We start from the raw sequence: 20,287 nt of genomic DNA, 5'->3' as shown, positions 1-20,287 counted from the left end.
AACGTAAAATTAGTTTCCATCCGGCATTTGCTAACACCTTGACGCCCATGTTTTGTGACTACCTCATCCAAATCTTGACTGCCCGTGTGTATGATGTTGCCCAGGAAACACCACTGGAGTATGCCCCAAATTTGTCTGCGCGGCTGAATAATCAACTGCTGCTGAAACGTGAGGATATGCAGTCAGTATTTTCCTTTAAACTGCGGGGTGCTTATAACAAAATGGTGCAGCTGCCACCAGATATATTAGCGCAGGGTGTAATTGCCGCGTCTGCGGGGAATCATGCTCAGGGAGTCGCCCTTGCAGCCAATCGCTTGGGAACCAAAGCGATTATCGTTATGCCAGTAACCACACCGCAAGTCAAGGTGGACGCAGTTAGAATGAGGGGCGGAGCAGTTGTCTTACATGGAAACACCTACGACGATGCTTATAGCTATGCCCGTGAATTAGAAATAGAAAAAGGTTTGACGTTTATTCATCCTTTTGATGATCCTCATGTCATTGCTGGACAGGGAACAATTGGGATGGAAATTTTACGACAATATCAGCAACCGATCCATGCGATTTTTGTAGCGATTGGAGGGGGCGGATTAATTTCTGGGATTGGGGCTTATGTAAAACGCTTGCGTCCCGAAATCAAGATTATTGGCGTTGAGCCAGTAGATGCTGATGCGATGTCTCAATCGCTAAAAGCTGGACATCGGGTGCGCTTGTCTCAAGTAGGGTTATTTGCTGATGGTGTGGCGGTGCGAGAAGTAGGTGAAGAAACCTTCCGTTTGTGTCAGCAGTATGTAGATGAAATTATTTTGGTGGATACAGATGATACTTGTGCTGCGATTAAAGACGTGTTTGAGGATACGCGATCAATTTTAGAACCAGCCGGTGCATTAGCGATCGCAGCTGCCAAAGCATACACAGAACGAGAGCAAATCGAGGGACAAACCTTAATTGCCGTAGCCTGTGGTGCAAACATGAATTTTGATCGCCTCCGCTTTGTGGCAGAACGGGCAGAGTTCGGCGAACGCCGCGAAGCCATCTTTGCAGTCACAATTCCAGAGGAACGGGGAAGTATTCGCCAGTTTTGTGAATGTATTGGCAACCGTAATCTTACAGAGTTTAATTATCGCATTGCCGATGAAAAAACAGCCCATATTTTTGTCGGTGTGCAAATTCAAAATCGTGCTGATGCTGCAAAGATGGTAGAAAACTTTGAAGCTCAAGGATTTGAAACTCTTGATTTAACGGACGACGAACTAACTAAATTACATCTCCGGCACATGGTAGGTGGGCATTCTCTCCTGGCTCACAATGAATTGCTCTACCGTTTTGAGTTTCCTGAACGTCCCGGTGCATTGATGAAGTTTGTTACTTCCATGAGTCCCAATTGGAATATTAGTCTTTTTCACTACCGCAACAACGGGTCAGACTACGGACGAATCGTTGTTGGTATCCAGGTTCCCCCGCATGAGATGGGAGAGTGGCAAGCTTTTCTCGATAACCTAGGCTATCGCTATTGGGATGAAAACAAGAATCCGGCATACAAACTGTTTTTGGGATAGGTGGATTGGGGATTGGGGATTGTTATTCTGCTACTGCCTCATTGCCCCTCTGTTCCCAGCCCCCAGCCCGCAGTCCCCAGTCCCCAATTTAACGAGAACTACCCTCCAATATCATATTGGAATCCCAAGTATAGAAGCCAATTTGGTTAGGAACCCTAGAAAATCTGCCTGTTCGATAGCCCCTAGATAATTCGTTCAGCACCTTATTTTTGACCTCTCGAAGTTGCTGAGAATCTAGTTCTCCATAAATTCCGGCGATGACTTCAGCAACACTGAAAACTTTACCTGGATTTTCTTCCAACAGAGAGGTGAGGGCATCAATTAAGAATTGACCCTCAAAGGCTTTGAGCATCGGTACTGTTTTTGGCGGGGGTACAAAAGGCTTCTTGTTTTTGTTTTTGATGCTCCTAGAAGCACCATTGCGCTTACTTGGGGCTACCAAACTTAGATCCAGAGTATAACAACCTGGCTCATCAGGAATAGTTACCCAGTAATTCCTTTCCCTGCCTTGGGTGAGGGAAGATTGAACCCTACCTTTAACTACTTTGAATAGATTGGAATCTAACTCTCCATAAAGCGATCGCACGATAAAATCGATATGACACACAGTACCTATCTGCTCTTGCAATAGCTGTTTTATGGCTTCCATTCGCGAAACAGCGTGATTATACTGGGGCAGCATAGGGATTTCAGCCACCTTCATTGAACTATCGTTGTTCTCTGGAGCGATCTTTATATCTGGCGATGTAGTTGAAGGTTGACTCTCTTTTGTATCAACAGCAGAAAAAGAATTATCGATATCAACCAAGTCTTTGTTTGCAAGTTCTGACTCTACAGACTCCACCAAGTTCATTTCATTGATGTCATCAAGAGGTGACAAAAAGCGCAAAGAGTCTTCTTGGGAAACATTTGAGGTTTCATCAGCCGCCGTCAGACTTGATATCTGTTTACTGCCATCAGAAAAAGACCAGTTAGACAACAACGCTTCTACATGATCGAGCTGCTCCCGCGCCTGCACAAAGAGGCGTTCATACTCTTCTGTGAGGCGAGCATAATAGTCTCGCAATTCCAACAATGGTGAGAGAAAAGTACCTGGAGGTGGTTCTAATTGTCCATTTTGAGTCATAAGGCTTTAATCAATTTAAATCGATGTCACTTTTGTAAGACATTGCTCTGGGTTTTGCTTTGTGAGATGCTGGCTGGGATTTCTTAGGTGCTTGGGGAGGGCGACATCTCTCACAATATAAGGGTCGAGGCCCGAAAGTCTCGCGCTTTGTCAGATCGTTACACTCTTTACAGACAAACTGGAAAACACGAGTGTGAATCTGTCTTTTGTGCGCCCTGACAGTATATTCTCTAACATCAATGAATTTACTTGCCATAATCAGGATTGTGAATTGCTCTCGTATCAATGTCCTATCAATATAGCTATTCAAGCAAATCAAGCTGCATCAGTGTGTGTTTATGTAGAAGTTTTATTGAATTGAGTGAATTTGACACCTATCATAAAGTGCAGATGAGGAACTTGATAGTTAGTTATTGACTATCCTCTCAGAGGCTATTTATAAAGTAAATCTAAAGGTGACTAATCAAAAAGATACTTTTGAAACAGTGCATTTACGTAGCGTTCAATGACTCGAAAGGCTTATTCTACCGACCTGAGTGACTCAGAATGGGCTATTTTAGCTCCCTTAATTCCACCAGCTAAGTCTGGGGGACATCCAAGGACTACTGATATGAGAGAAGTATGCAACGCAATATACTATCACTTGAAAACAGGATGTCAATGGGACATGTTACCAGGAGACTTTCCACCAAGTTCGACAGTTTACAGCTATTATTGCAAATGGCAAAAATACGGAATTTGGGAAGAATTAAACCATACACTACGTGACAAACTGAGGGAAAAATTAGGTAGGTCAACACAACCAACAGCGTTAGCGTTCGCGAAGCGTCTCGTAGAGAAGCTCGCCGTAGGCATCGCGGCAGATAGTCAGTCGGTAAAAACGACTGAAAAAAGGGGGATGTGTACGGCTTTGACGGTGGAAAGCTAAGTTTTGCGGAAGAAAACGGCAAACAATAGTTGATAGCCTGGGACTATTGCTCAAAGTGGTTGTAAGTGAGGGTAATGCTGGTGAGAGAGTGCTTGCAGCGTATGCTTTGATGGAACTGCTGGAGGAACGGCCAGAGTTATTAGAAAAAGTTGAAGTTATCTGGGTTGACTCAGGCTATGACGGTGATAAGTTTGCGCTGGCTGTTTGGTTGATGATTCAAGCTCATGTTGAAGTCATGCGCCGTACTAATAAAGAGTTTGAACTTTACCCAAGCGGTGGGTAGTAGAAAGAACATGATTGCTGGTAAAACCTGTACCATCGTCTGAGTAAGGATTATGAACGTCTGACTGAAATGAGTGAAGCTGCCATATACGCCGTTATGACTCGAATTATGCTACGTCGTCTAGCCGTCTAAAGATTTACTTTATAAATGGTCTCTCAGCATATAATTGGTGATGAGGAAACACCACTACCATTTTTTAGGCGCAGGCAATTTTCATCGCCATCATCAGAGAAATTGGGGTTAGGGAAGTGCAGGATTATTCACTTCCACTGTTTGTCAAATCAATTTATTTCCAGTGTGTCTGCATTGGTAAGGTTTACGATATTCCCCATTCAGATGATGGAAATTACCTGCCAAAAAGTTCAAACCCTGTTACAGGTGTTACACATTCGAGCTAACCCGCAACGCACAGGATGAATCCACCCGTTGGCTAGCAGCACAATCTTTAGAGAAAATCGACCTTGGCAAGTCGGATGCGATCGCTGTCTTAGTCAAGGTAACCCGCAACGTGCTGAATAGAAATATGCTAGAGAGCAGCGTCAAGTTTGAAGGAGATTTTAACAGTGGATCAGATGCCTGAAGTTGTTACTAAGTTGAAGAATTATTTAAAGTTCTATCCCTCAAATTACTCAGTCATCTACTACTGCGCCCAATCTCTCAGCTACCCTAAATTCTATGAAGCTTGGCATCGCTGGTGGATTTTTACACATTGATGTCCCAGTTTCTCAAAATTATGTCAGATTAACCTGCCAACCGATTCATCAACTGCTGATAAATCACATTTAGCCACAACTGAATCACAGGTTTACCTTGATTAAAAGATGCGATCGCCTGTTTTCGGTCATCCGCTACAAGAGAAAGCGATCGCTTCTGGCTATCGCTTTGAGCCTCTTAAACTAAAGCAAACGATAAATGCAATGCTGATTTTTTGATTGCCTCTTGGCTTTGGTTGTAATCAAGAGTAATTTATATGCGTTTGACCTGCATATCCTCCTGAGTAATTTAGCTGTATCTACATTCAAATCTCTAATAAATCTCATTTTATCTTCTCTAGCTAACTATTCATATTTCAGAACATCTAACTATTATAAAAATGTATAATTAATTTTGCTTAACTACTTAATTCGTAAAAATGAAGGCGATTTTAGCGATCGCACAATTAATTGTTTACTCAGGTAGTTCTCAACGCCTGACAGGGTTACAAGGAGTTATCCGGAACGTTAGACGGGGCTATGTTATTGTTAGGTGTTGGAACTGGCTGAACTTTGATAAAAAATCCTTTTCGCAGTGGCGGTTGATTAAACTTATCTGTCACGATAATTTCAATTTGAGACGGTAAGGCTTGATTAGCTATAAGCGGTCTTGAATCTTCAGACTTAACGTTACCAAGGTTGGAAATCTGAACGTTAATGTCTTCGCCTACTACTTTCCATTTCAAAATCACAGGTTGACCTTCTTCCACAACTATATTGGGTTCTGAACTATTATTAAGTGTAAAATAGACAATTTCAAATGGTTTCGGTTTAATTTTTACTTTATTAGTTTCAGTCTGTTTAATATTAGGTTGATAAATAGACTTAGCAAAAGGTTGCAGTGCAAAAGTATACGTCCCTGGTTGATTGACTGCTGATGGAATATTTTTACAAGTTAGCTGTTGATTATCTTTTTTACAAAAAGACTTAATCGGCATGGGAATACCTTGATTGAATTGATTAAAATCGTATTCATTGGATACTGTTGTGTCTTCTTGTTTTCTAATAATTTGGAGTTTTTTTAGTTGCTCGGGATTGCGAATTTCCCAACTAAAAGTTACTTTTTGACCTTTTTCATATTCAGATTTATCTGCTTGAAAACTGACTACTTCCGGTGCTGGGTTTTGTTTTATTTGAAGTTTTACAGGCGATATCTGGTAAAGTTGACCACTACGGTCAAAAGCTTTCAAAGTAAAAGTATATTCACCTGGTTTGGTAGTTCCGGGAAAATTAGTGCAATTCAGCACTTGTTGCTGTCTTTGACAACCTGATGGGTCTTTAAGAGTGTTGTTACTATCATATAATAAATCCTCTTTAGTTTCCTCACCTGTGGTTAGCAAAGCTAACTTTTCTAATCGACCGGCATTGCCAATATCCCAAGTCAAACGCACCCGATCTCCTTCTTCATAACTCAGACTACTTGACTGGAAATTTTCTAATTTCAAAGGCTCAGGGTGTAAAATTCGCCAAATAATTAATGCTACTCCTCCCAATAGTCCTAATATTAATAACAGGAGTAGTAAAAATTGCCACCAAGGGCGAGATTTCCAGACTAGAGTAGCTTGAGGCAATTTATCTGGAAGAGGTAATTTTTGTTGGTCTTGAACTTCAATTTTAAAATTGATCAACGCCGAGCCAAAAAACGGTCTTCGCCAGCGATTGACGGGGTTAACTATCAAATTTACTACTGCACTTTTCGTCGGCAAAACTCTCACTTTAGAAGGCTGGAATTCGTAAGTACACAGTTCTTCTTCATCTTGAGTTTTAGCACTAAAAGCTAATTCGCGCACGGTGTTACCCCGATTAGCCAGTTTTACTTCATATTTGCCAAAAGTACGGCTAACTGTTCCCAAAATGGTATTTAGTTCGACATCTATGTGATAAATCTCTGGAATTTGTATGTATACCAAATCCAGCAGCACTAAGTCGGGTGAGTTATTAGAATGCAGACGAATTGTCGGAGAGTAGCTTCCAGCCAATATATCCGTAGGGGGATGAAATTGTAACAATATTTGACCTTGATCACGTGGGTTAAGTTCTAATCCGCTACCCCCAGATAGCAACCCTGCTCCTTCTAAGCCTGTTTTTAGATAACGAATTGTAAACCATGTTTCCTCAAAATCCAGGCAAGTCAAGCGAAAACGGTCTACTCTACCAGAGCGATTATCAACTGTGACTTCTATCTGTAAAGCCTCACTAAACTTAAAAATTAGCGGGTTGCTAGGGTTCGTAGCAGGTTTGACAGAAAAGGTTGGATCATTTTCCCTAATTACGGTGTGTTCTTTGGGCTGAACTTTGATTTGTCGAAGGTAAGGTATCGGTGTTTCTTGGGGATAATGTTCGGGTGCATCTACGATTAAAGTGTAATTATAAGTTCCCGCTTGGGTATTAATAGGAATTTGGAACTCAAAAGAAACTTCTGTTTTTTGTTGGGGTGCGAGGGCGATACGTTGTCGCGGGGAAATATTTGACTGGCTGAAAATTTGAAATGCCTCATCAAAAAATACATCAATTACAGCACTCTGGTTTCCCTGATTGATGACAATAGCGTAAATTTGCAGGATATCTCCTGGCATTCCCGATTGAACACCAGGAGGATTGAAAATTACTTTCAGTGGGCTGGGTTGAATTTGCATCCCATTATTTTCCTTATTTGTTAAGGCGAATTAAATTTACTTGACAATGTTTGATACCTTGGTGATTAACTTGACAATCCTCGCCACCTGTAACAATGGCAGTTCCCTGGTTATTAATATCAATACTATTGAGCTTTAAATTGTCGGGACTTTTGTAAATTTCTCGACCGTTCAATGCTGCAACTTCTCGCTTTCCTACGGAAGTTAATGACCAAGCAACTACTCGTCCCTCATCCCCGGTACTCACTAGCTGACGACCATCTTGAGTGAATGCTATACTACGCACTCCTTGTTTTCCTACTTGCCAGCGATCGCGCACGCAATTTTGATTAATCTGCTGTTCGGTTTCAGTAGGAGCCTGACTAATTTCGCATTGTAGATCCAATATTGTAATATATCCATCTGAGTCAGCAGTTGCTAACAATCCAGGTGTTTGAGGAACAAATGCTAAACTCCAAATATAGTCACCATTTCCATGCCCTACCCCAGGAGAAGTAACCGAAAATCGCCTTTTAGGATTATTAGGTTGGTTTAAATTTAACAAAGTCAGATATTTATTGTTTCCGGCAATAGCTAGAGTTTGTTCATCTGGACTCAGTGCCATCGACCGCGATTGATAACCTAGAGATATAACTTTTTGTGGTTGTGGCTGAAATTGTTCTAAGGGTGATTTTCTTTCCCAAATCAACACATTACCGCTACCATGTCCGCTAATCAGGTATTGAGAGTTTTTCGTAAACACTAGGTCAAATACTTTATCCGTTTTGTTAACTATTTCTGGAAAGCTTAATTCATATTCTTTCGAGCGTCGAGCCACATTCCACAGTTGAATCACACCATTTTCTAAGCCAGCTGCGACGCGATTATTCTCTAGCGGATCGAATCGCAACGCAAATACAGCTTGTTTATTTGTGTCTCCCAATACACCCTTTAGTTTATCAGGTTCGTTGTTGTCTTCAGCTTCTAACTTGTTTTTATTGATTCGCCAAAGTCTAATTGTGCTGTCATCGGAACCGCTAACCGCAGAAAGTGCATTGGCACTAAAACGGACAGCGTTAACATATTTTGTATGTGCGATCGCTTCTGGTTTCAATAATAAAGCAAATAAACCAGCAAGTATTGCTAGCAAAGTTAATTGCAACCACACTGGTAATACAGGTAAAATTCGTAACTCCAAAGCTTGAGTTGTAGGTTCTGTACTACCCAGGCGATCGTCAGATAATAATGCTCTGATATCAAATTGTAAAATTTTTGACCAACCAACCCAAAATCGTTTAGTTTTCACCTCTAGAATTATCTTGGTTGTCTCTCCCAAACTCAAGTCTGCATTTTCTGGTGATATCCGAGGTGTCAATTGGCGCTGGTCTTTCCCCTGGAGTATAACATTAAGTTGCTGTTGGAGATTGCTAGCATTTTTAAATATTAGTTGAAAGCTGGCTGAATTTGAGCGCCAGTTAGGCAACCATCGATTTTTGTAGGGAATTGTTTGTTGGTGTGGTATTGCAGTAAACTCTACAAATCCCACCGGCAAAACTTCTAAACTGCCTTGGGTAGTGCTTGGATAACCATCGCGGCTCATAGCTTCTATGGTAAACTGATATTCCTGGCTGGGTGCTTGAGTTACAGACGGGGGTTGGCATTGGAAACTAGCTTCGCCTTGAGCATTAGCTGCTAAAAATAACCGCCGTTCCGCCCCCTCACTTAGCCAAGAGGGTTCAATACCCGATAAACCTACCGCTACATCAACAGGCTGTGGACTCAAGTTCCGCACTCGCAGTGGTATATCCACTGTATTACGAGGATAAACTTGGATCTGTCTTGCTAACAAATCCACGGCTACAAGTTGTGGTCTATTATCTGACTGTATATTCAGACGGACTATAAGTCTGCGTTCTTGCCGTAATTGTGGTGAAAAAATTCTGACTGTAAGATTGACTGTACCTACAAAACCTGGTAGAGGAGAATTAAAAATTATGATTTGAAAGTCAGTACTGCTTCCTGGCGGTTTAGCTGCGGATACCTCTGGTGACAAGCGATACCACAAATGTCCAGAGCTAGGACTGGCTCCAGCTGCGAGGACTTCGAGTTGAAAGCTGGCAAATTGTTCGCTGTCATTATCGACAGTAATATGAAACGAACTCGTACTACTCGGTCGAAATGTTTGGCTTTGTGGAGAAATGCTGGCATTAATCAAACTCTTTTCCATACAGTATCTGTTATATTTTCGATGCAGAGGAATAGTAAAAAATTTACACCCTTGAAAATTTCTGCAATTGAATCCACTCTGCGAATATTGCAGCTTTGATAAAGCAAAACTACACGCGGTAGGGGCAATTCATGAATTGCCCCTACGTGACAATAAGGCTTTTGGCTATTGATTGCGTAAGTGCTGGAATATTAATTTTTCAATTACTATAGTACTTTTTATGTAGGCTATTGATAAAACTTAAAGATATCTCTAGCTTAACATCTAGAGATTGAGGATATGGTAAAATGACTAGAGTCTTACTTGCTTGGGAAATTGGTGGAGGGCAAGGACACTTTCACTTGCTAGCAGCGATCGCTCAGAAATTAGAAGCTTTTGGAATTGAACCGATTTTTGCCTTACAGAACGCCCAGTTTAAAAATTGCAATCTTCCAGGAAAGGTGTTACAAGCTCCAAAAGCAATGATGCGTTCCTTGGATGACAAAGGCGATAATAAATCTTATTTATTTACTGACATTTTATATATATTTGGTTTCAGTACAGCTTTGACATTAAGTTTTCATCTCAAAGCATGGCAAAATCTAATTGATTTAGTTAAGCCATCGTTGATTATTGCTGATTATGCGCCAGCTTTGGTGTTAGCCGCAAAAGGAAAAATTCCCACTGTGGTAGTCGGCAATGGCTTTAGTATACCGCCACCAATCAAAGATTTTCCCCCTATTCGCCCTTTACCCTTACCTATTGCAGCAATTCACCGTCAAGCTGAAGTAGAAGCGTCGGTAAGGCAAGTTACTGGCTTTGATGCTACCCTTGGCTATTTGCTGAATGGCGATCGCTCATTTATTTTCTCTATTCCAGAATTAGATCCTTATACTGCTGTTAGAAAAGCAGAATATGTGGGAATTCATTCCGCACCATTCCCCGAAAACCTTGGTAATGAACGTGGAGGTGTTTGGGCTTATCTTACACAAGATTGGCATGACTATTCGTTAGTGGTAGAAACCCTGAAGCCAGAGTGTATTTTTGATGATTTAAAAATAGTCTTAAAAGGAAAGTCTCTTGCAATACATCATGCAGGTTTCATAACATCAGTAGCTTGTTTGTTGGCTGGAATACCACAACTCGTCTTTCCTAAAGATATGGAAAAGTGGCATACGGCAAAAGCTCTGTTAAATTTGGGTGTCGCAGTTGCACCGCAAGAACCACTTACTAAAGAAAGTTTGTTAAGTGCGATCGCTCATTTACCCCAAATTACTCAAAACGCTCAACAACAGGCAAAAAGGTTTGCGTATTGGAATCAAAATTTTATGGATAAGGTTATACAAGCTTGTCTTGAATTAACAGAATAAAAATACTTTTGCCTTTTCGTCTTCTAAGGTAACTTTTTGGCTTCTCTAAGCCACGGAAGAATCTTTTGGTAAGAACTTTGATCGCCTTTAGCCTTAAACAGTTTCATCGCCACTTCTAAATCTGCGATCGCACCTTTTTTATCACCTAAATTTTTCCGAGCTAACCCTCTATTGGCATAAACCTTTGGATTGTTGGGTTCTAAGCGAAGAACTTCTGTGTAGTCAGCGATCGCTCCTTGAAAGTCTTTCTGAGCAAGACGAGCGTTACCCCGATCAAAATATACCTCAGCATTATCCGGGTGCTGCCGGATTGCCTCATCATACTTTGCCATGTCTGGCTGAGGGTTAGAGTTTAATAATGGAGTAGGATTTGGTTTGACGAGATAACCAGGTGGAAAAGGATTGCTTACTCTCTTGCGCTGCTGAAAATTCAGATATGTTTTCGGACATTGTTTGCTCACTTCTCGAAAAAGAGCGATCGCAACTGGATTAGCATCCGCAAAATCATAATCTAGTATTGATAAATATTGAAGTGATTGCCGATCAAGCTTGCGTTCGCCAGACATTACTGCACAGCTTGTTGCAGCCATCTGCTGAATATTTATTTGAGCATAAGCAGTTTCTGCTGCTATGAGGCTAGTAATACTTACTCCACCGAGCAAGCTAAACATCATAATTGGGTTTATAAACTTCATAAAAATTCATCTTTCTCAAAGTTTAATCAATGAGTTAGAGAATCTTCTGCTAATTGTCGAAACATAGCAATAGGAATTCCCCAACTGAGAGCCTCCATTTGCTGAAACATTTCTACAGAAGGCTTAGAACCATCAGCAAATGTAAATACATCAATACCCTGTATTGGGTACTTTAACCTTCCGTTAATACCAACCAGTTCGCCCTTTTCATTTAAAACCGGGCCACCGCTCATCCCTACCTCTACTTCGTTGGTGTAACCTAGACGATACCCTTGGGGAAGAGATTTATCTACTAACATCATCGAAATCTTTCCTGTTGTAAAACGATATGCTTTTGTTCCCCAATTGCGAGTATCCTCTATTGCATCTTTGTTAATCGAGTGATAATTTGGAAATCCGGCGGCATAAACTTGAAAGCCAGCCGTTAAAAGATTAGAATTTCCTAGCTTAACCACTGGATAAATAGTTTTACTGTCAAACTGTACCAAAGCTAAGTCTATATCCTTTAACTTGCGGATAGCTTTTAAACGTGCGGGGTAAATTTTCCCATCAGCAGACAAAACACTATATTTACTACCTTTGCTATTAGCAACCACATGCTGGCAAGTTAGAACTGTGTACGTTTCACCTTGATGAGCAATCAGCACCCCAGAACCAGAGCCTGGTTCTGTTAATATCCTGATTGTCACTTTCTTGGCAATTTCTGCCACTGGTGAATTGCTTTCTCTAAGACTTATAGTTTTGTTATTAGTAAAAGATTTTTTGACTCCTTGCTCTATTTTATAAGTTGATTGACTCACTGATGTTGATAAACAAGATTGCATGAGTACGATTACCAACAACAACCCCATTTGAGAGTGCAAAATTTGCGATGATCTCACAGTTTTTGGGCTTAAATTTAAATTAAAATTTAGATGCCATTATTTTTTAAGGGCTGATTTGACGGTGTAGATAAAGGTGCAGCTTCTTGAGTTGGAGCGACGGATGCATCGGGAGTTGCTGGTTCGGTTGCATTATCCGTCTCGAAAGCTTTATCGATTTGTACTCCTAGTCTGATGATTGTTCTGCCGTCCGCCTCGCGCGACAAGGGAGTACTCGTAGCACCGACACTAAATTTTTTAAACTCGTTGAGGACTTGTTCTTCTTGACCACGCTCTGATTGATTCAAAGTCAATATAAGATTGTTAGAATTGCAAACTTCTCTAGTGTTGTTGATGTAACAAACTACGGGGTTAGAGCCAACAATTCCATGAGTTAATTTTAATGTACTCAGTTTTCCACCACTACTTGTTACAGCTTTGCTCAAACGCTGGCTAACTAATTCGCAGCGTTTTTGAGGCGTAAATTTGGGACCAAAAGCAGTACTATTCCAAGTAATCATTGCACCAGTTTGCCGACTACCCCTGCGAGCAACTGTAGCATAACCTTTACCCTGGCGAATGCAATGAAATGTTGTTACGTCTGCTTTGCGGGTAGGTTGAGCTTGTGCAAGTCCAAATTCGGTTGATAGTACAAAAATACTTGAGACGATCACGCTCATTAACAATTTAGTGCTAATTTTGTAAATCATTATGTACTCCTTTTTGTGAATATGTGAACAAATACTAAATTTAGTAAACGAACCCAAATAAGCTTAAATACTGAGAGTCATTCGTGCTTCACTGCCAGCTGCCAAATATCCTACGCAGTTAACTAGCAAATAACAATCAGCCGAATATTAGCTTGATTTTTGGCAACAAAATTTTTGCATCAACTTTATAGGTTGCTAGAATAACTTTCAAATTATCATATTATGACTACAAAAACTTCATTACCTATTCCGGAATACTTATAAAGCTTTTTGCAAGGCTTAAAACAGCCGGAATTTTATAAAAAATTTTAAAGATTATTGTTTATTTCGCCTGAACATCATCTATAATGCTAGGAAAATCACACATCTAAATAACTTAATAGTTACAAAAAATAAAATTTTGTAATTAAAACGAAACAGGGAAAGCAGCTATTTTTATTAGATGCAGTTCGCACAAAGTTACTAAGTTTGTGTTGCTTTGGTTTGTATTAAAATTTTCAGATAAAAATAAAGTTTAAGCTATGAATCTGCCAGCTAAATCAAGGCATAATCGTCAAATCAGTTTAGGTAGTTTTTTTCTTCCAGAAAACTTAAATATAAAACTATCTTTATTGCTATTTAAAGGTGTTGTTTTGTGGTTTGTATTACATACAACTAGCATTCTGAGTATAAATCGAGTGCAAGCCCAAGTAGTAGCTGCACCCGATGGCACCGGTACCATTGTCACTCCTAATGGTAATCAAATAGATATTAACGGTGGGCAGTTATCTGGAGACAAAGCCAATCTGTTCCACACTTTTACGCAATTTGGTTTGAATGCCGAGCAGATTGCCAACTTTTTAGCCAATCCCCAAATCGAGAACATTTTGGGTCGGGTTATTGGTGGCGATCCGTCCATAATTAATGGCAAAATTCAGGTGACGGGGAGCAATGCTAATTTATTTTTAATGAATCCGGCTGGTATTGTCTTTGGCTCTAATGCCAGCTTAAATGTATCTGGAGCTTTTACTGCTACCACTGCCAATGGAATTGGTTTTGGCTCGAATTTTTTCAGTGCAACAGGTGCAAATAATTATGCAGCTTTAATAGGCAATCCTGATGCTTTTAGCTTTTCGATGGGTCAACCAGGAGCCATTTATAATGCAGGAAATCTGACGGTAGGAGAGGGGCAAAATTTAACTTTATTAAGCGGAACTGTTGCTAATACTGGTTCACTATCAGCGCCAAAGGGGCAGATTATTGTCTCTGCCGTTCCAGGTGAAAAATTAGTGCGCTTGAGTCAACCGGGAAGTCCTTTAAGTTTAGAAATCCAGCCTCTGACAACAACTGGTAATCAACCGCAATCTTGGAGCTTACCAATTTTATCTTTGCCGCAACTGTTGACATCTGCGGGTGGTAATGCCACTAAATTAGCCATTAATAGTGACGGAAGCGTTAAACTGTTAGGTTCAGATATTCCTGTGGCAAATGGGGATGTAGTAACAGGAAATGTGACAGCGAAAACAGCAACCCTTTCAGCAAATCGCAATTTGATAGGGGTAGAAAGTCAACTCAACACAACTGGAGACTTAAAACTGCTGGCTGGGGATACAGTGCGGGTGCGGGATAGTGTGGCAAATCCCTTTATTGCCAAAGCAGGTGGAGAACTTTTTCTTCAGGGTAATCAACAAGTTGATATTTTTGCCTTGAATAATCTTACCAGTGGTTTCTTCTCTGGTAAAGATATAGTGCTGCGCTCCTTCAACACAGTGGGAGGCGATGCTCATTTTACAACAGGCGGTAATTTTCGCATTGAGAAATTAGATGGAAGCCTGGGGAGTTTGTTTAGTCCTTATGACCCTGTTGTTAGGGCTAGTGGAGATGTCAATTTCCAAAGTTACACGGGAGCTTCATTGCATATTTTAGCAGGGGGTAGCGTCAATATTCCCGGTGGAGTAACGATTAATAGCGGGGAGCTTATAAACACAAACGCAGGCCCTATACCAGCCTTTGGGAACTTTATTGCCGAGAACGTCCCGCTATCAGACGGAACAAGTATCTCTATTAATGGTGGCAACCAACCAACTCTCGACATCCGAGCGGGAACTACTGCATTTGGTACTCCTGGGATTTTAGGTAATACAGAAGGGTTTTCTAACTCAGCACCTAGTACTACTGGAACTCCAACAAGCGCAAATATAACAATTGGCAACATTGCAACCAGTTTTGGGGGTGTTGTCTTTTTAACAAACCAGTATAATCCTAATCTTTCTCTGCCTACTGGCTCGATTTCAACAGGGCAAATTAATGCATCTGCTGGTTCAGTTACAATTGATGCACGTAACAATATTACTACTACAGCAATTAGCACAACACTTTTAAATAGTTCTGTTGGTGATATTAAACTAATTAGTGCGGCTGGTGAAATAAATACTACTACTTTAGATACCTCTGCTTCCCTTGGTTATGGAGGTGGTGCGATCGCTCTCAATGCTAACAACGGCAATATCACTACAGGTGATATCAATTCCTCTGCCTCTGGTAATCGAGGTGGTGCGATCGCTCTCAATGCTAACAACGGTAACATTACTACAGGTGATATCAATTCCTTCTCTGAAGGTTCTGGCTCTTCAGGTTCAGAAGGGGGAGCAGTTGAATTAAAGGCTGGAGGTAATATTACCACCAATTCCATCAACTCCTCTGCATTCAACTCTAGTAATAGTCTTAACCAAGATGTAATATTAGCTGCTATAGGTGGCGAAGTAAATTTAGATGCGGGGGGAGATATTGTCGTTCAAGGCAATATTGATTCTTCTGCAAGCTATGTTCCCCCTGTTGAAAATCCCTCTGTTGAAAATCCCCCTGTTGAAAATCCCCCTCCTATTATCAGAGACTCTCAAGCAGGTTCAGTAACGCTCAAAGCTGGAGGTAGCATCAACGCAAGAGATATAAACTCTTCTGCTAGTGATCCTAAAGGTGCTACAGGTGGTTCAGTAGATTTAACTACAACCAGAAGTAGTATTACAGCAGGGCAAATTAACACTTCTGCTTTTATTAATCCATTGGCAGAAGTTGCTGAGTTGAATGCATTAAGTGGTGCTGTTAACTTGCAATCTGGAGGTGACGTTACTTTTAACACAATTAAAAGCGAAGCCCAAAATTTAGGCGAAAATACAGAGAATGTCCAGACTAGAGGCGGAAACGTTGCAATAACTGCAAACGGCGTTGTTAGGGGAACAGGTGTATTACCAATTGGTAGTGAAAGCTCTGTTCCTGCTAACACCACCATCTATACCGCAGGTGCTACTCCAGGTACTGTGATAATTCAACACAATGGTGGAGCAGACAACACACCATTTATTGTGGGTAATGCAACAACTGTCAATGGGACAAGAGGAGCGATTAATGCTGGCACTAATCCAGTAATTTCTTCAGCAACATTTCCGGTACTAGAAAACAACGGTGGTGTTACAAATGGTAATATCACCATCAATTCCGTTAACACTCCACCTACGCTCACGGCAAATCCACAGTTACCTAATATTCAACAAAATCAATCGTTGAAGTTTACTTATGCAGATTTAAATCCAAATGTCAATGATGTTAACAGTGATAATACCTTTTTGGTAATTGATGCAATTACAGCCGGAAAATTGACAATCAATGGTGTAGAAGTAGTTCCGGGAACGCAAACTGCAATTTTGTCTCCTGGTAACACTCTCGAATATACGCCACCACAAGACTTTTCTGGAGAACTGAATCCTTTTAGCTTTAGTGCAAGCGATCGCGTTTCTTCTTCAGCTCCACAACAGGTAAGAATTAACGTTACGCCAACACCACCCCCCCCTAATCCAGAATTACCACCGCCAGAAATTACCAAAGTAATAGAGAGAAGCAATCCACCAACAGTAACACCATCACTACCCATTGTTGATGGGGGGACACCTATATCTTTCGATCCTGGTATTGAAGGTCTAGACAACCAATTCGCCAATCAGTATTATTCTTATGCAGGAGAAGAAAGACGCGATCGGCCTCGTGTCAGTTTGTCTCAAGCGCGTGATATTCTCCGTAAAATAGAAAAAGCAACTGGGGTTAAACCTGCAATTATTTATGTCAGTTTTACACCTTCTGGTGTAGATGGAAATATATTGGGAACCGAGCAGGATAGCGACCAACTAAATTTAGTGATTGTCACTGCAAATGGAGAACCTATTAGCAAAACCATATCTACGGCAAAGCGAGGCAATGTATTAAAAACTGCCGAGCAGCTTTACAGTGCGGTGGAAGATGGTGAGGTTATAGCAAACGATCCAAATAACGAAGATTATTTAGAACCTGCTCAGGAACTGTATAAATTAATGGTTGCTCCTTTGAAAGCAGAGTTAGACAAAAGAGGCATTAACAATCTGCTGTTTGTTGCAGATGAGGGTTTGCGATCGCTGCCATTTGCAACTCTTCACGACGGTAAACAATTTTTAGTGGAGAACTACAGCGTTGGCTTTGCACTTGCTCTAGAGTTAGTTGATACTCGCTACGTCGATATTAGAAACTCGCAAGTTCTGGCAATGGGAGCATCTAAATTTCAAGAGCTAAAACCTTTACCTGCCGTACCAGAAGAATTGTCTATTGTAGCACGGGATATTTGGAAAGGTAAATTCTTCCTCAATCAAAACTTTACCCTAAATAATCTCCGATCAATACGCAAGTCTCAGCCATTCGGCATCATTCACTTAGCAACACATGGAGAGTTTAAGGGTGGAGAAGCAGATAATTCCTTTATTCAATTGTGGGATAGCAAGCTGAAGTTTAAGCAAATGAATGAATTAAATAACCCCCCCGCAGAGTTGTTGGTACTAAGTGCTTGCCGTACCGCATTAGGAGATAGAAATGCTGAGTTAGGTTTTGGAGGACTAGCGCATAGGGCGGGAGTAAAGACTGCTGTTGCCAGTTTATGGCAAGTAAGCGATGCGGGAACTTTAGGGTTAATGACGGAGTTTTACAAGCAATTAAAGACTGCACCTATCAAGTCAGAGGCATTACGACAAGCGCAAATAGCGATGATTAAAGGTCAAGTCGTTATTGAAAATGGTAAGCTGCGTACTTCAGTAAGAGCAGTTGATTTACCATCAGAATCGCCTGAATCAAAACTGCAACTAGACTTCAAGCATCCTTATTATTGGTCAGCATTTACCATGATTGGTAATCCTTGGTAACAAAAGTCAGGAGTCAGGAGTTAAATAGGGTGCGTTAAACTTCATTAAACGCACCCTACTTGCACACCAACGTTTATAAATAAAATTTAAGGTTGGTAGTAAACGCTGAAGTAGAAGCCTGAATCTTGAGCATTGTTACCGCGATCGCGTAAATCGATAAATGGAATACCGTAATCTAAACGCACATTCAACTTAGGAAGCGGTTGCCATAGCAAGCCTAAACCTGCACTAGACAAAAATCTTTGACTGGGTAAAGAAGGATTATTGGGATTATCAGAATTATTCCACACTGCACCGACATCAATAAATGGGGCAAGTAGCAAAGTTGCTAAACCTGCTTCATTTCGCACGACGGAAATTTGGTCTTCCACAGAAAAGCGAAATCCATTGTCGCCAGAACGAGCATTTTGTCGATAACCGCGCACTGATTGACCACCACCAATAATAAATTGTTGGGATGGTAAAAGGCTATTTGGTGTCAGTTGCAAATCAAGACTTGCAATCAGCTGTTGATTTTGGCTCAACTGTTGTATTCTTTGTATTTGACCAGACCAGCTAAAAAAGCGGCTGTCTGGTATAGGATGATCGTTGATAGTTCCATCAAATAAGCCTGTACCCAAACTAAATTGCGATTGCAAAGTCCATGCACCTTGGAGATCGCGTTTCACATAGTCTTGTCCAAACTTAAATACACTAGTACGGCTAACGCCATTTTGATCTGGTCCAATTCCAAAACGAAACGGTCGATTGTCAAACAAAAACGTTTGACCATCCTGGTATGAAAACCCAAAGGATAAAGCAAATTCTTCGCGAAGCGATCGCACTAATGGCTGACGATAACTAATTTCATAAAGTTCGGAGTCACCGCGAATGTTTAACTGTGAAAACTGTCGCTCGGTAATTTTAGAATTATTGATTGCTGCACGCACTTGCACAGTACCATTCATCGGGTTAACGGGTAGGCGATAATTAAAGTCATAAAAATTAAGTCCACCTGTTGTAGAACGGTTATAAGCAGCAGAAATTTGATCACCAGAAACTATTAAGCTACGGTAAGCCAGACCTACACCCAACTTTTCTGAACCTATACTAGGAGGTGAATAATTATCTATCCCAACAACAACCTTAAAAGGTTGCGCTTCAGTTACGCGCACGATGACAATACTTTCCCCAAACTTGCTTCCAGCACCAGGCGATCGCAAGCTGGCTTCCACATTTTTAAATAAAGGGTCAGAACGCAGTAAAATCAACTGTTCTTCTAACTTGTCTTTTCTCAAAGGATTCAGTCCGGCAAGTCTAATTCGACTGCGGATATACTCTGGGTTTACCCTTTGCGTTCCCTCTACTTTTATCTCTACTATTGTTCCTTCATAAACTTTAATTTCTACCTCGCGATTAGGATTAGTAACAGTTTGCTTTTCCAACACCACAGCTCTGGATGTGATATAACCTTTGTTTAAGTAAAGCTGTGTAATCTTGTCGGAAACTTCTGTTAGTTCTGCCAAGGTTACAGAACATCCTTCCGTAAGCTGACTCACTGAATTGTCTCGACTCAAACGAAAAATCACGTCATCTTTGGCTTCACCTGTAGATTCTGCGAGATTAACAGAGCAACCCGGAAAAGATAAATTGATAGCAGCAAGCTCTTTTGGACTAAAAACTTTACTACCCGTGACCTTGATTGTATTTACTGGAAAAGGTTGAGCAGATTCAGGTGTTTCAGCGCTTTCTGGCTTAGTAGAAGGGGTAACAGGTTGATTATTGTCAATAGATGGGGATGGATTTTCTTCTAAAGGTGTTTCGTCGCTATTTGTATTCGGCTCAGAATTTTCTAACGGAGTGGGTGGGACTTGTGTCACTCTATTAGATGAATTGGATGTTGCAATATTTTTTGAGAAATTATTTAAATTGGTAGCAGTAGCATGACTTGTCCAAAGACAAAATAATACAACTGGTATTGCAACTCCATATCTACTACACATGGAAAA

The 20,287-nt window shown here is 40.8% G+C and carries 12 protein-coding genes and 1 pseudogene; 5 read left to right on the top strand and 8 right to left on the bottom strand.

Annotated features, from left to right (window positions below):
* Positions 1 to 47: 47 nt before the first annotated feature.
* Positions 48 to 1,559, top strand: a complete 1,512-nt coding sequence (ilvA, locus tag LC608_RS19105; protein ID WP_229555018.1) for a threonine ammonia-lyase, biosynthetic — start codon at positions 48 to 50, stop codon at positions 1,557 to 1,559.
* A gap of 88 nt (positions 1,560 to 1,647) precedes the next feature.
* Here the strand turns inward: ilvA and LC608_RS19100 are convergent, their stop codons facing one another.
* Together LC608_RS19100 and LC608_RS19095 are read right to left on the bottom strand one after the other, a co-directional pair.
* Positions 1,648 to 2,685, bottom strand: coding sequence for a hypothetical protein (locus LC608_RS19100; protein ID WP_229555017.1), 1,038 nt, complete (start codon positions 2,683 to 2,685; stop codon positions 1,648 to 1,650).
* A gap of 10 nt (positions 2,686 to 2,695) precedes the next feature.
* Complete coding sequence (locus LC608_RS19095; RefSeq protein ID WP_094352238.1) at positions 2,696 to 2,941, bottom strand: hypothetical protein; 246 nt, start codon at positions 2,939 to 2,941, stop codon at positions 2,696 to 2,698.
* 249 nt (positions 2,942 to 3,190) lie between these two features.
* Here LC608_RS19095 and LC608_RS19090 point away from each other — a divergent pair.
* A pseudogene (locus LC608_RS19090) lies at positions 3,191 to 4,028 on the top strand (IS5 family transposase).
* Between the two features lie 440 nt (positions 4,029 to 4,468).
* Positions 4,469 to 4,609 (top strand): hypothetical protein, encoded by a 141-nt coding sequence (locus LC608_RS37580; RefSeq protein ID WP_374108413.1) that lies wholly within the window; start codon positions 4,469 to 4,471, stop codon positions 4,607 to 4,609.
* Positions 4,610 to 5,094: 485 nt separating this feature from the next.
* Here LC608_RS37580 and LC608_RS19085 read toward each other — a convergent pair whose 3' ends face one another.
* The gene (locus LC608_RS19085) at positions 5,095 to 7,284 is read right to left on the bottom strand and encodes a hypothetical protein (RefSeq protein WP_229555016.1); all 2,190 of its coding nucleotides are present in this window, start codon (positions 7,282 to 7,284) and stop codon (positions 5,095 to 5,097) included.
* 13 nt (positions 7,285 to 7,297) lie between these two features.
* Positions 7,298 to 9,490 carry a hypothetical protein gene (locus tag LC608_RS19080; RefSeq protein WP_229555015.1) on the bottom strand — a complete coding sequence of 731 codons (2,193 nt, stop codon included), beginning with the start codon at positions 9,488 to 9,490 and terminating at the stop codon, positions 7,298 to 7,300.
* A 287-nt stretch (positions 9,491 to 9,777) separates the two neighbouring features.
* Between LC608_RS19080 and LC608_RS19075 the strand changes: the two genes are divergently transcribed.
* The gene (locus LC608_RS19075; RefSeq protein ID WP_229555014.1) at positions 9,778 to 10,839 is read left to right on the top strand and encodes a nucleotide disphospho-sugar-binding domain-containing protein; all 1,062 of its coding nucleotides are present in this window, start codon (positions 9,778 to 9,780) and stop codon (positions 10,837 to 10,839) included.
* Between the two features lie 23 nt (positions 10,840 to 10,862).
* On the opposite strand, the gene LC608_RS19070 is transcribed toward LC608_RS19075, so the two are convergent.
* From LC608_RS19070 to LC608_RS19060, 3 genes are all read right to left on the bottom strand, one after another.
* Complete coding sequence (locus LC608_RS19070; RefSeq protein ID WP_229555013.1) at positions 10,863 to 11,534, bottom strand: tetratricopeptide repeat protein; 672 nt, start codon at positions 11,532 to 11,534, stop codon at positions 10,863 to 10,865.
* A gap of 26 nt (positions 11,535 to 11,560) precedes the next feature.
* Positions 11,561 to 12,358, bottom strand: coding sequence for a serine protease (locus LC608_RS19065; protein ID WP_229555012.1), 798 nt, complete (start codon positions 12,356 to 12,358; stop codon positions 11,561 to 11,563).
* A gap of 86 nt (positions 12,359 to 12,444) precedes the next feature.
* On the bottom strand, positions 12,445 to 13,104 hold the full coding sequence (locus LC608_RS19060; protein WP_229555011.1) for a COP23 domain-containing protein: 660 nt from the start codon (positions 13,102 to 13,104) through the stop codon (positions 12,445 to 12,447).
* Positions 13,105 to 13,625: 521 nt separating this feature from the next.
* Here LC608_RS19060 and LC608_RS19055 point away from each other — a divergent pair.
* Entirely contained in the window at positions 13,626 to 18,299 is a 4,674-nt protein-coding gene (locus tag LC608_RS19055) for a CHAT domain-containing protein (RefSeq protein ID WP_229555010.1), read from the top strand.
* Positions 18,300 to 18,385: 86 nt separating this feature from the next.
* On the opposite strand, the gene LC608_RS19050 is transcribed toward LC608_RS19055, so the two are convergent.
* A complete protein-coding gene (locus LC608_RS19050) occupies positions 18,386 to 20,158 on the bottom strand; it encodes a ShlB/FhaC/HecB family hemolysin secretion/activation protein (protein ID WP_229555009.1) in 1,773 nt (590 codons plus the stop codon).
* Positions 20,159 to 20,287: the final 129 nt, after the last annotated feature.

Source organism: Nostoc sp. XA010 (assembly GCF_020829625.1).
In the GTDB taxonomy this organism is placed as follows: Bacteria; Cyanobacteriota; Cyanobacteriia; order Cyanobacteriales; family Nostocaceae; genus Nostoc.
Note: the sequence above shows the minus strand (reverse complement) of the source record. Positions and strands in the feature narration are given on the sequence as shown.

Excerpts from the sequence above, each read along its gene's own strand:
- ilvA (WP_229555018.1), top strand. The coding sequence starts at position 48 with ATGTTTTGTGACTACCTCATCCAAATCTTGACTGCCCGTGTGTATGAT.
- LC608_RS19100 (WP_229555017.1), bottom strand. The coding sequence starts at position 2,685 with ATGACTCAAAATGGACAATTAGAACCACCTCCAGGTACTTTTCTCTCA.
- LC608_RS19095 (WP_094352238.1), bottom strand. The coding sequence starts at position 2,941 with ATGGCAAGTAAATTCATTGATGTTAGAGAATATACTGTCAGGGCGCAC.
- LC608_RS37580 (WP_374108413.1), top strand. The coding sequence starts at position 4,469 with ATGCCTGAAGTTGTTACTAAGTTGAAGAATTATTTAAAGTTCTATCCC.
- LC608_RS19085 (WP_229555016.1), bottom strand. The coding sequence starts at position 7,284 with ATGCAAATTCAACCCAGCCCACTGAAAGTAATTTTCAATCCTCCTGGT.
- LC608_RS19080 (WP_229555015.1), bottom strand. The coding sequence starts at position 9,490 with ATGGAAAAGAGTTTGATTAATGCCAGCATTTCTCCACAAAGCCAAACA.
- LC608_RS19075 (WP_229555014.1), top strand. The coding sequence starts at position 9,778 with ATGACTAGAGTCTTACTTGCTTGGGAAATTGGTGGAGGGCAAGGACAC.
- LC608_RS19070 (WP_229555013.1), bottom strand. The coding sequence starts at position 11,534 with ATGAAGTTTATAAACCCAATTATGATGTTTAGCTTGCTCGGTGGAGTA.
- LC608_RS19065 (WP_229555012.1), bottom strand. The coding sequence starts at position 12,358 with ATGCAATCTTGTTTATCAACATCAGTGAGTCAATCAACTTATAAAATA.
- LC608_RS19060 (WP_229555011.1), bottom strand. The coding sequence starts at position 13,104 with ATGATTTACAAAATTAGCACTAAATTGTTAATGAGCGTGATCGTCTCA.
- LC608_RS19055 (WP_229555010.1), top strand. The coding sequence starts at position 13,626 with ATGAATCTGCCAGCTAAATCAAGGCATAATCGTCAAATCAGTTTAGGT.